Source organism: Streptomyces sp. BI87 (genome assembly GCF_025957665.1).
Classification (GTDB): domain Bacteria; phylum Actinomycetota; class Actinomycetes; order Streptomycetales; family Streptomycetaceae; genus Streptomyces; species Streptomyces albidoflavus.
The window spans coordinates 1,681,997-1,693,858 of sequence record NZ_CP110079.1; the positions used below are offsets into that span (position 1 = coordinate 1,681,997).

The window sequence follows — 11,862 nt, forward strand, 5'->3', positions numbered from 1 at the left end:
GGGGGCGCTCAGGGCTTGCGGGCCACCAGGCCGTACTGCGGGACCTCCTCGGGGAGGGCGCCGTCCGGGCCCGGGGTCGCACGCCAGCGGGAGCAGGAGACGATGCCGGGCTCCAGCAGTTCCAGGCCGTCCAGGATGCCGGTGAGGTCGGCGGCGGAGCGGGCGGTGATGGGGGGCTTGGCGTTGGCGTTCCAGAAGGCCATGGCCTCGGCGTTGGCGGTGCCGCCCAGTTCCAGGGTGGGGTGGGTGAGCGCGAGGTGGCTGCCGGAGGGGAGCGCGTCGACCAGGTGGCCGACGATGCGGCGGGCCTCGGCGGTGTCGGAGACGAAGTTGAGGATGCCGAGCAGCATCACCGCGACCGGCCGGGTCAGGTCCAGGGTGCGGGCGGCCCCGGCGAGGATCGCCGCCGGGTCGTGGGCGTCGGCGTCCAGGTAGGAGGTGGCACCCTCGAGCGTGCCCGCGAGCAGCGCGCGGGCGTGGGTGAGCACGATCGGGTCGTTGTCGACGTAGACGACGCGGGCGCCGGGGTCGATGCGCTGGGCGACCTCGTGGGTGTTGTCGACGGTGGGCAGTCCGGTGCCGACGTCCAGGAACTGGGCGACGCCCGCCTCTTGGACCAGGTACGTCACGGCCCGTCCGAGGAAGGCGCGGTCGGCCCGCGCCACGTCGCGGATGCCGGGGTGGAACCCGGCGACCGTCTCCCCGACCTCGGCGTCGACGGCGTAGTGGTCCTTGCCGCCGAGCCAGTAGTTCCAGACCCGCGCGTTGTGCGCGATCCGCTGCCCGTCCCGCACCACCTCGCCGTCCCCAGGCCGCCGCTGCCCCTCCACCGCTCCGCCGTCACTCACCACGTCGCCCCTCCCGCCTCGGTCGTCCCCGCTGCCTCACGGGGTGCGTCCCATCATGGCGGACGGGGCAACTCAGGTGCTGGGCAGGGCGGTTGCCCGCCCTGGGACGGGGTCCCCCCGCCCCGCCGCTCCTGCCACGCCGCCCGCGCCGGACCCCGCCTTTCGTTCCTTTCCGTAGAACACGCGGAACTCTTCGTCACCTCCGGCGCCGGTCGCGTCAGATTCCCGTCAAGGGTTCGGCCGCGCTCGTATGGACCCCGTCAAAATGGCACACCATCCGGCCGGCGGTGAGGTTTCCTCTTCATGGTCACCGGCCCTCACGGCCGATTTCTTCCACACCTCAATCAGGAGCACGCGATGGCCGACCTGGCTTTCGTCGCCACCACGATCGCGATATTCGCGCTGGTGGCCCTCATCGCCCGGGGAGTGACCAGGATATGACCGTCGAGAACATCGTCGGACTTGTCGGGGCCGCCGCCCTGGTGGGATATCTCGTCCTGGCTCTCCTTTTCCCGGAGAGGTTCTAGATGCCGGTATGAGTTCCCCGCTCGCTGGCACACTCCAGCTGCTCGCCCTGCTGGCCGCCCTGGCCCTCGCCCACCGCCCGCTGGGTGATCATCTGGCCCGGGTCTACTCCTCCGGGAAGCACCACCGGCCCGAGAGGTGGATGTACCGGGCCATCGGCGCCGACCCGTCGGCCGGCATGCGCTGGCCCGCCTACCTGCGCGCCGTGCTGGCCTTCTCGGCCGTGGGCGTCCTCCTCCTCCACCTGCTCCAGCGGGTGCAGGGCTCGCTGCCCGGCTCGCTGGGCTTCGCCTCGATCGACCCCGACCAGGCGTTCAACACCGCGGCCTCCTTCGTCACCAACACCAACTGGCAGTCGTACTACGGCGAACAGGCGATGGGGCACCTCGTGCAGACCGGCGGCCTGGCGGTGCAGAACTTCGTCTCCGCCGCCGTGGGCATGGCGGTCGCCGTCGCTCTCGTCCGGGGTCTCACCGGCTCACGCACCGGTGAACTCGGCAACTTCTGGACCGATCTGGTGCGCGGGATCACCCGGGTGCTCCTGCCGCTCTCGGTGGCCGGCGCGCTCGTTCTGGTCGCCTGCGGGGTCATCCAGAACTTCTCCGGAATTCACACGGTCGGCCAGTTCTCGGGCGACGCCCAGCAGTGGAACGGCGGAGCGGTCGCCTCGCAGGAGGCCATCAAGGAACTGGGCACCAACGGGGGCGGGTATTTCAACGCCAATGCGGCCCATCCTTTCGAGAACCCCACCCCCTTCTCCAATCTCTTCGAGATCTTCCTCATCCTCCTCATCCCCTTCTCGATGACCCGGGCCTTCGGCCGCATGGCCGGTTCGCTGCGGCAGGGCTACGCCGTTCTCGGCGCGATGGCCGTCATCTGGCTCGCATTCACCGCTTTGATGATGTGGACCGAATTCGCGGGGCGCGGGCCCGCTTTCGAGGCGGCGGGCGGCGCCATGGAGGGGAAGGAGACCCGGTTCGGCATCGCCGGCTCGTCCCTCTTCGCGGTGGCGACGACACTGACCTCGACCGGCGCGGTGAACTCCTTCCACTCCTCGTACACCGGGTTCGGCGGCGGCATCACCCTGCTGGGGATGCAGCTCGGCGAGATCGCCCCCGGCGGGGTGGGCTCCGGGCTGTACGGGATGCTGATCATGGCGGTGGTCGCCGTCTTCGTCGCGGGCCTGCTGGTCGGCCGGACGCCCGAGTACCTCGGCAAGAAGATCGGCACCCGCCAGATCACCTACGCCGCCTGCTACCTCCTCGTCACCCCCGCCCTCGTGCTGGGCTTCACGGGCCTCGCCCTGGCCCTGCCCGGCCCGGCGGAGTCGATGTCCCACTCCGGGCCGCACGGCTTCTCGGAGATCCTCTACGCCTACACCTCCGCGGCCAACAACAACGGCTCGGCCTTCGCGGGGCTGAACGCCGGCACCCCGTGGTTCAACACCACGACCGGGATCGCGATGCTGCTCGGCCGCTTCCTGCCGATGGTCTTCGTCCTGGCGCTGGCCGGCTCGCTGGCGGAGCAGCGGCCGGTGCCCGCCACCGCCGGCACCCTGCGGACCGACAAGCCCCTCTACTCGGGGCTGCTGGTCGGCACGATCCTCATCGTCACCGGACTGACCTACTTCCCGGCCCTGGCGCTGGGTCCGCTCGCCGAAGGGCTCGCCTCATGAGCACCGTCACTCCTCCTCGTACCTCCCGGGACACAGCCGCGACCGGCGGCGGGCCGCGGGCCGGCGGCCGCGCAAACGGCGGGCCGTTCGGCCCGGAGCAGCTGCTGCGGGCCCTGCCGGCGGCGCTGCGCAAGCTCGATCCGCGCGTGATGGTGAAGTCGCCCGTGATGTTCGTGGTCCTGGTCGGCTCCGTGGTCACCACCGGCCTGGCGCTGGCGGACCCCACCGACTGGTTCGGCTGGGCCGTCGCCGCCTGGCTCTGGCTGACCACCCTCTTCGGCAACCTCGCCGAGGCGGTGGCCGAGGGCCGGGGCAAGGCGCAGGCCGACGCCTTGCGTGGCGCCAGGACCGGCGTCGTCGCCCGGCGCCTGGCCGGCGGGCGCGAGGAACGCGTCCCCGGTACCGCACTGCGCGTGGGCGACCTGGTCGTCTGCGAGGCCGGGGACGTCGTCCCCGGCGACGGGGACGTGGTCGAGGGCGTGGCCTCGGTCGACGAGTCCGCGATCACCGGGGAGTCCGCCCCGGTGATCCGGGAGTCGGGCGGAGACCGCTCGGCCGTCACCGGCGGGACCAGGGTGCTCTCCGACCGGATCGTCGTCCGGATCACCACCGGTCCCGGCGAGACCTTCCTCGACCGGATGATCGGGCTGGTGGAGGGCGCGGCCCGGCACAAGACGCCCAACGAGACCGCCCTGAACATCCTGCTCGCCTCGCTCACCCTCGTCTTCCTGCTGGCCGTGGTCACCCTGAAGCCCTTCGCGGTCCACGCGGGCGCGGACGGCGAGACCTCGGTGATCGTGCTGACCGCCCTCCTGGTCTGCCTGATCCCGACCACCATCGGGGCGCTGCTGCCCGCCATCGGGATCGCCGGGATGGACCGCCTGGTCCGGCGGAACGTGGTGGCCGGGTCGGGGCGGGCGGTGGAGGCGGCGGGCGACGTCTCCACCCTGCTCCTCGACAAGACCGGCACCATCACCCTGGGCGACCGGCGGGCGGTGGCGCTCGGCGCGGTCCGGGGCGTGGCCGAGGACGAACTCGCGCGGGCCGCCCGGCTCTCCTCCCTGGCCGACGAGACCCCGGAGGGCCGCTCCGTGGTGGCCCTGACGGAGGAGCGGTACGGCCTCGCCGGCCTCGGCGAGGAGGCCCCGGCCGGGGCGCGGTGGGTCGCCTTCGCAGCCCGGACGCGGATGTCCGGCGTCGACCTGGACGGGCTCAGGGTCCGCAAGGGCGCGACCGCCTCCGTCGTGGCCTGGGTGGAGGAGTCGGGCGGACCGGTCGCGGAAGACGCGCGGGCGTCGGCCGACCGCATCGCCGAGGCCGGTGGCACCCCGCTGCTGGTGGCGGTGGAGGACGTGCGCGGGCGGCGGGTGCTCGGGGTGGTCCACCTCAAGGACGTGGTCAAGGAGGGGATGCGGGAGCGCTTCGCGGAGCTGCGCCGGATGGGCATCCGCACCGTCATGATCACCGGCGACAACCCGGTGACCGCCCGGGCCGTCGCCGAGGAGGCCGGTGTCGACGACTTCCTCGCCGAGGCCACCCCCGAGGAGAAGCTGGCGCTCATCAAGCGGGAGCAGGCGAACGGGCAGCTCGTCGCGATGACCGGCGACGGCACCAACGACGCCCCGGCCCTCGCCCAGGCCGACGTGGGCGTGGCGATGAACACCGGGACCTCGGCCGCCAAGGAGGCCGGGAACATGGTGGACCTCGACTCCGACCCCACCAAGCTCATCGAGATCGTCGCGACGGGCAAGCAACTCCTCATCACCCGGGGCGCGTTGACCACCTTCTCGCTCGCCAACGACGTGGCGAAGTACTTCGCGGTCATCCCCGCGCTCTTCGCGGCGGCCTACCCCTCGCTGGACCGGCTCAACATCATGGGGCTCGCCTCCCCCGAGTCCGCCATCCTCTCCGCGGTGATCTTCAACGCGCTGATCATCGTGGCGCTGGTCCCCCTCGCCCTGCGGGGCGTGCGCTACCGGCCCGCAGGAGCCGACCGGATGCTCCGCCGCAACCTCGGCGTCTACGGACTGGGCGGCCTCGTCGCCCCGTTCCTCGGCATCAAACTCATCGACCTCCTGCTCTCCCTCCTCCCCGGAATCGGCTGAACCGCCATGTCCAAGAACTCCGTGCGCCGCTCCGCGCGCCTGCTCGGGGCGGGGCTGCGCGCCCTGCTCGTCCTCACCCTGGTCTGCGGCGTGCTCTACCCGCTCACCGTCACCGGCGTCGCCCAGGCCCTCTTCCCCGACCGGGCCGACGGCTCGAAGGCCAGGGACGCCGAAGGCCGCGTCGTGGGCTCCGCCCTGATCGGCCAGCGCTACGACCTGCCCGGGAAGACCGGCCAGGAGCCGCGCCCCGACCTGCGCTGGTTCCAGCCCCGGCCGTCCATGGGCCTGGGCACCAACACCGTCAACACCCGGTACGACCTGCTGCTGTCCGGCGCCACCAACCGCTCCGGGGACCACCCGGAACTTCTCGCGTGGGTGAAGGCCGCCAAGGCCGCGGTGGTCCGGGAGAACTCCACCGCCACGTACCGGGCGCGCCCGGCCGACGTGCCGCCGGACGCGGTGACCTCCTCCGGCTCCGGACTCGACCCGCACATCTCCCCCGCGTACGCCGCGCTCCAGGTCCACCGGGTCGCCGAGCGCAACGGCCTGACGGTGCGGGAGGTCGAGGGGCTGGTCGCCCGGCACACAGAGGGCCGGACGCTCGGCTTCCTCGGCGAGCCGCGGGTCCACGTGCTGGGGCTCAACACGGCCCTGCGCGACCTGGCCCGGAACTGACCGACCGGCGGGAGACCGCCCGCTTCCCGAGAAAGGAACGACCGGCCATGGCCCGGGTGCTCGTGGTGGAGGACGACGCGCGACTGGCGCGCGCCCTGCGGATCAATCTGGAGGTGCGCTCCTACGAGGTGGCGGCCGCCCGGGACGGGGACGGCGCGCTCCGGCTCTTCGGGGCCGGCGAGCCGGACGCCGTCCTGCTGGACCTCGGTCTGCCGGACACGGACGGCGTCGAACTGATCAAGGCGATCAGGAGCCGGAGCAGGGCGCCGATCCTGGTGCTCTCGGCCCGCCACCTGTCCGGGGAGAAGGTCCGGGCCCTGGACGCGGGGGCCGACGACTACGTGACCAAACCGTTCAGCATGGACGAACTGCTGGCCAGGCTGCGGGCGGCCACGCGCAGGCGCCGGGCGACCGCACAGGCCGAGGCGCTGACGGTGGTGACCACCGAGCACTTCACCATCGACCTGGCGGCCAAGAAGCTGCTCCGCGAGGGCCACCCGGTCCGGCTGACCCCGACCGAGTGGCACCTGCTCGAGATCCTGGCCGCCAGCCCCGGCCGCCGGGTCTCCCAGCGCGCCCTGCTGCTGGAGGTCTGGGGCCCGGCCTACGCCGAGAACACCAACTACCTGCGGGTCTACATGGCCCAGCTGCGGCGCAAGCTGGAGGCGGACCCGTCCCGGCCCCGGTACCTCATCACCGAGCCCGGCCTCGGCTACCGCTTCGAGCCCTGAGCCGGCGCCCCCACGGAAAAGAACGGAAGAACCGGCATGGCACGCGGAAAGCTGCGGATCTACCTGGGCGCGGCCCCGGGCGTCGGCAAGACGTACGCGATGCTCTCGGAGGCCCACCGCAGGGCGGAGCGCGGCACCGACGTGGTCGTCGGCCTCGTCGAACACCACCGGCGGCCGCGGACCGAGGCGCTGCTGCGCGGGCTGGAGGTGGTCCCGCGCCGCACCCGCGCGTACCGGGGCGGCAGCTTCACGGAGATGGACGTCGACGCGGTCCTGGAACGGGCCCCGGCCGTCGTCCTCGTGGACGAGCTCGCCCACACCAACGTCCCTGGCTCCCGCCACGACAAGCGCTGGCAGGACGTCGAGGAGCTGCTGGCGGCCGGGGTCGACGTCGTCTCGACGGTCAACATCCAGCATCTCGCCTCGCTGGGCGACGTGGTGGAGTCGATCACCGGCGTCCGTCAGCGGGAGACGGTCCCCGACGAGGTGGTGCGCCGGGCCGACCAGATCGAGCTGGTCGACATGGCGCCCCAGGCGCTGCGGCGCCGGATGGCGCACGGCAACATCTACCAGCCGGAGAAGCTGGACGCAGCCCTCGCCCACTACTTCCGTCCCGGCAACCTCACCGCCCTGCGCGAACTGGCCCTCCTGTGGACGGCGGACCGGGTCGACGAGCACCTGCGGCGGTACCGGGGGGAGCACCGGATACGGGCCACCTGGCCGGCCCGCGAACGCATCGTCGTCGGGCTGACCGGCGGCCCCGAGGGGAGCACGCTGATCCGCCGCGCCGCCCGGCTCGCGGAGAAGGGCGCCGGGGGCGAGGTGCTGGCCGTGCACATCGCCGCGAGCGAGGGACTGCGCGCGGCCTCGCCGCAGGAGCTGGCCCGGCAGCGTGCCCTGGTCGAGGAGGTCGGCGGGACCTTCCACCACGTCATCGGGGACGACGTGCCGTCCGCGCTGCTGGAGTTCGCCCGCGGCGCCGACGCCACCCAGGTCGTCCTGGGTGCCAGCCGCCGCAGGAGCTGGCAGTACCTGCTGGGCCCCGGCGTCAGCGCCACCGTCGCCCGGGACTCGGGCCCCGACCTCGACGTGCACATCGTCACGCACGACGCCGTCGCCCGGGGCCGGGGCCTGCCGGCCGCCCGGGGTGCGCGGCTGGGCCGGGCCCGCGTCGCCTGGGGGTGGGGTGTGGGGCTCGGCGGTCCGCTCCTGCTCACCCTGCTGCTCGGCGGTGTCCTCCCCGACGTGGGGCTCGCCAACGACATGCTGCTCTTCCTCACCACCACCGTCGCCGCCGCCCTGCTCGGCGGGATGCTGCCCGCGCTCGCCTCGGCCGCCGTCGGCTCCGTCCTCCTCAACTACTTCTTCACCCCGCCGCTGCGCGAGCCGGCCGTCGCCGACCCGAGGAACGTGGTCGCCCTGGTGATCTTCGTGGGAGTGGCCGTCTCCGTCGCCTCGGTGGTCGACCTCGCCGCCCGCCGCACCCACCAGGCGGCCCGGCTGCGCGCCGAGTCGGAGATCCTCTCGTTCCTCGCGGGCAGCGTCCTGCGCGGCGAGGACTCCCTCGACGCCCTGCTGAGACGGCTCCGCGAGACCTTCGCCATGGACGCGGCCGCGCTGCTGGAACGCGGCGGCGACGGCGCCCCGTGGAGTTGCGTGGCGGCGGCCGGGGAGGAGCCGCCCGGGCGCCCCGAGGACGCCGCCGTGGACATCCCCGTGGGCGACGATCTGGCCCTGGTGCTCAGCGGTCGCGCGCTGCCCGCCGAGGACCGCAGGGTGCTGAGCGCCTTCGCCGCGCAGGCGGCCGTCGCCCTGGACCGGCAACGCCTGGTCGGCCAGGCCGGGGAGGCCCGCCGGCTCGCCGAGAGCGAGCGGTTCCGCACGGCGCTGCTGGCCGCCGTCAGCCACGACCTGCGCACCCCTCTCACCGGGATCAAGGCGTCGGTCAGTTCCCTGCGTTCTGCCGAGGTGGAGTGGTCGCCGGAGGACCGCGGGGCCCTGCTCGAAGGGATCGAGGACGGGGCCGACCGGCTGGACGCGCTGATCGGCAACCTGCTGGACATGTCCCGCCTCACCACGGGCACCGTCGTCCCGCTGCTGCGCGGGACCGGCCTGGACGAGGTGGTGCCCCGGGCGCTCGCCGGGGTTCCCGGGGGCAGCGTCGTGCTGGACATCCCCGAGTCGCTGCCCCTGGTCACCGTCGACCGGGGGCTGCTGGAGCGGGTGGTCGCCAACCTGGTCGAGAACGCGGTCAAGTACAGCCCCGGGGACCGGCCCGTGCTGATCTCCGCCGGCGGTCTGCGCGACCGGGTGGAGCTGCGCGTGGTGGACCGGGGCCCCGGGGTCCCCGACGCGTCGAAGGAGCAGATCTTCGAGCCCTTCCAGCGGCTGGGCGACGCGCCGCGCGGCGCCGGGGTCGGCCTCGGCCTGGCGGTGGCGCGCGGCTTCAGCGAGGCGATCCGGGCCACGCTCACCGCCGAGGACACTCCGGGCGGCGGGCTGACGATGGTCCTCGGCCTCCCCCGTGCCGACGCCGGCGAGGGTTCCGGGAAGCGCGCGCAGCGATCCCCGGAACCTCACTGACATACACGCCACCTGCCCCTTTACCGGATTGTGCCGTTATCGATGCCATCGATGTCGCACATGACCGGTATTTGTTTTCCTGAACGCGCCACGGAACGTACGTTCGTGCTCCCGGCCCCGCCGCTCCCCCGGCGGCGCGGCCGGCCTCCCCCCTCTTCCGTGCACCCACGACCCCGTGACCGTGCCCGGCGCACCCCGTGAAGGGCGCCGGGCCAGGAGGCCAGCGTGTCTGTTTCCCCGTCCTCGCCGTCGGCCGAGGCCGACACCCCGACCCGCGCCGAGAGCGACTGGAGACCCCGGGGCGGGCAGTTCCGCTCCTTGCGGGCGGCCGTCGCCGGCAACGTGCTGGAGTGGTTCGACTGGACCCTCTACGCCATTTTCTCGACCTACATAGCCGCCCACTTCTTCGACAAGGCGGACGGCTCCTCGGCGCTGCTGTCGACGCTGGCCGTCTTCGCCGTCGGTTTCCTCGCCCGGCCGCTGGGCGGGCTGGTCTTCGGCCGGCTCGCCGACGCCCGGGGCCGTAAGACGGTGCTGGTCGTCACCATCACGATCATGTCCGTCGCCTCCCTGATGATCGCCCTGGTCCCCGGGTACGAGCAGATCGGCGTCTGGTCGTCGGTGCTGCTGCTGGTGGCGCGCCTCGCGCAGGGGCTCGCGCACGGCGGGGAGTCCGGCGTCTCGTACACCTACGTGTCGGAGATCGCGCCGCCGAAGCACCGCGGGCTCTGGTCCAGTTCGGTCTTCTTCGCGGTGACGCTCGGCGTGATGCTGGCGACGGCGCTGGGCGCGGTGAGCACCGCGGCCTTCGGCGAGGACGGCATGGCCTCGTACGGCTGGCGGGCGGCGTTCGTCCTCGGCGCGGTGCTCGGGCTGCTGGTGCTGTGGCTGCGCAAGACCGCCGAGGAGACCAGCCACTTCACCGAGGGCGAGACGGAGCCGGACGCGGTGCGGCCGAAGCTGTCGAAGGGCCAGGCGTTCCGCACCGGCCTGCTGGTGGTGCTGCTGGCCTGCGGCCACAACTGCGCGTACTACGTGTGGGCCACCTTCGCCCCGTCGTTCGCGATCTCCTCACGCGGCATGGACGCGCAGAGCGCCTTCGTCGCCAGTCTGCTGGCGCAGGCGGTGGCGCTGGTCATGCTGATCGGCTGGGGCGCGCTCTCCGACCGGGTCGGCCGCCGCCCGATGATCATCGCCATGGGCGTCGCCGCGATCGTCCTCTACTACCCGCTGTCGCTGCTGATCAGCGACGCCCCGTGGACGCTCTTCGTCGCCCAGACCGTCGGCATGGGCGTGTGGGCGATGGGCGCGGCGATGTACCCGGCGTTCATCTCCGAGCTGTTCCCGACCCACACCCGGGCCGCCGGGGTCGCCTTCGCCACCTCCGTCTCGGTGGCGCTCTTCGGCGGCACCGCGCCGTACCTGATGACCTGGTTCGACCAGTCCGGCATCGGCTGGGGCTTCTGGATCTGGGTCGGGGTGCTCTCCTCGCTGGCGATCCTCGGTGGCACCCTCGTCCGGGAGACGAAGGGCATCGACCTGGGCGCGGTCACCTCGCCGTTCCGGGAGCGCGGCCCGGCCCGCACCGAGCAGGAAGGCGCCACGCGATGAGCTGGACCCCCGACTACCCGCGCACCGTCCCCGAGCGGCGGCCCCCCGGCCACCGGCCCCGGGCGCCCCGCTGGACCCTCGGTTTCGACGCGCCGCTCTCCCTGGTGACCAGCGACTACCTGGCGCTCCAGTGCGCCGGCCCCGACGACCCGGCCGTCGGCCCGTTCCTGGAGCGGGTCCGCGCCTGCCACACCGGGCGGGACGGCGCGGATGCCCCCGAGGCGTGGGAACTGCTCGCCTTCACCGACGAGGCGGGCCGCCACAACCTGGTCCACCTCGGCTACTGGCGGGACGCCACCGCGCACGCCCGCTGGCTCGCCACGGCCCCGCTGCCGCGCTGGTTCGCGGAACTCGACGCCGCAGCCGTGCCGTTCGGCGCCTGGCACGAGGTGGTGCAGGTGCCGCTGGACCGGGTGGAGACGATCTACTCCGACCCGCGCCGCGCCTTCGGCCTCGCCGCCTGCCCGGGGACCCGGCGCGAGTCGATGACGGTGAACGGCTACTTCGGCGCCGCCCGCGACCGGCTGCCGGTCTCCGCGATCGACCCTCTGGAGGCGGCGGGCCCGCACCGCCGCAGGGCGCGCCCGGCCGCCTCCGAGGGCCGCCGGCTGCGCGCCGAGTGCGGCCACAACACGGCGGTGATCCGCTCGGGCCAGTACTGGCAGAACGCCGAGGGCGAGCAACTGGCCGACTACACCGAGGCGCTGGAGCCCAAGCTGATGGCGGGCATGGCCCACCTGCGCGAGGCGGCCGACGCCGAGGGCACCCTGTCGCTGCGGGTGATGACCAGCCTGGACCGCGAGACCCTGCGGCCCCTGCGGGAGACCTCGGTCCTCGGCCACTTCCACACCCTCGCCTCACTGGAGGGATGGGCGGCCGGGCACGCCACGCACGCCGCGATCTACGAGCACGCCATCGCCAAGAACCGGCAGTACGGCGAGGCCCGCACCGTCGTCACCTGGCACGAGGTCTTCGTCCTGCCCCGCACCGCCGCCTTCGCCTACGTCAACTGCCATCCGGCGACGGGCATCCTGCCGTACGCCACCTCGGTCCTGGCGGTCGAGCCGGACGACCCGGCGGCCGACTCCCCTGCCGTGTACGGAGGTTGA

General features: G+C 73.3%; 9 protein-coding genes. 8 read left to right on the forward strand and 1 reads right to left on the reverse strand.

Annotation, left to right across the window (positions count from 1 at the left end; translation table 11 throughout):
* Positions 1–8: 8 nt before the first annotated feature.
* Positions 9–794 carry an SAM-dependent methyltransferase gene (locus OIM89_RS07170; RefSeq protein ID WP_195731436.1) on the reverse strand — a complete coding sequence of 262 codons (786 nt, stop codon included), beginning with the start codon at positions 792–794 and terminating at the stop codon, positions 9–11.
* Positions 795–1,285: 491 nt separating this feature from the next.
* Here OIM89_RS07170 and kdpF point away from each other — a divergent pair, with 491 nt between their 5' ends.
* The 8 genes from kdpF to OIM89_RS07210 all read left to right on the forward strand — a co-directional run bounded on the left by kdpF (position 1,286) and on the right by OIM89_RS07210 (position 11,862).
* Positions 1,286–1,375 (forward strand): K(+)-transporting ATPase subunit F, encoded by a 90-nt coding sequence (gene kdpF / locus OIM89_RS07175; RefSeq protein WP_037665323.1) that lies wholly within the window; start codon positions 1,286–1,288, stop codon positions 1,373–1,375.
* Positions 1,376–1,383: 8 nt separating this feature from the next.
* Positions 1,384–3,048, forward strand: coding sequence for a potassium-transporting ATPase subunit KdpA (kdpA, locus tag OIM89_RS07180; protein ID WP_264491080.1), 1,665 nt, complete (start codon positions 1,384–1,386; stop codon positions 3,046–3,048).
* Entirely contained in the window at positions 3,045–5,153 is a 2,109-nt protein-coding gene (kdpB, locus tag OIM89_RS07185; protein WP_030697541.1) for a potassium-transporting ATPase subunit KdpB, read from the forward strand. The genes kdpA and kdpB overlap by 4 nt, the downstream gene beginning before the upstream one ends.
* A 6-nt stretch (positions 5,154–5,159) precedes the next feature.
* The gene (locus tag OIM89_RS07190) at positions 5,160–5,828 is read left to right on the forward strand and encodes a potassium-transporting ATPase subunit C (RefSeq protein WP_030697542.1); all 669 of its coding nucleotides are present in this window, start codon (positions 5,160–5,162) and stop codon (positions 5,826–5,828) included.
* 47 nt (positions 5,829–5,875) lie between these two features.
* Positions 5,876–6,559 (forward strand): response regulator, encoded by a 684-nt coding sequence (locus OIM89_RS07195; protein ID WP_030697543.1) that lies wholly within the window; start codon positions 5,876–5,878, stop codon positions 6,557–6,559.
* A gap of 36 nt (positions 6,560–6,595) precedes the next feature.
* Positions 6,596–9,142: a DUF4118 domain-containing protein gene (locus OIM89_RS07200; protein ID WP_264491081.1), complete on the forward strand. Its 2,547-nt coding sequence runs from the start codon at positions 6,596–6,598 to the stop codon at positions 9,140–9,142.
* A 225-nt stretch (positions 9,143–9,367) separates the two neighbouring features.
* Entirely contained in the window at positions 9,368–10,753 is a 1,386-nt protein-coding gene (locus tag OIM89_RS07205; RefSeq protein WP_047467137.1) for an MFS transporter, read from the forward strand.
* The gene (locus OIM89_RS07210) at positions 10,750–11,862 is read left to right on the forward strand and encodes a phenylacetaldoxime dehydratase family protein (protein ID WP_030697546.1); all 1,113 of its coding nucleotides are present in this window, start codon (positions 10,750–10,752) and stop codon (positions 11,860–11,862) included. Before OIM89_RS07205 ends, OIM89_RS07210 begins: the two co-directional genes overlap by 4 nt.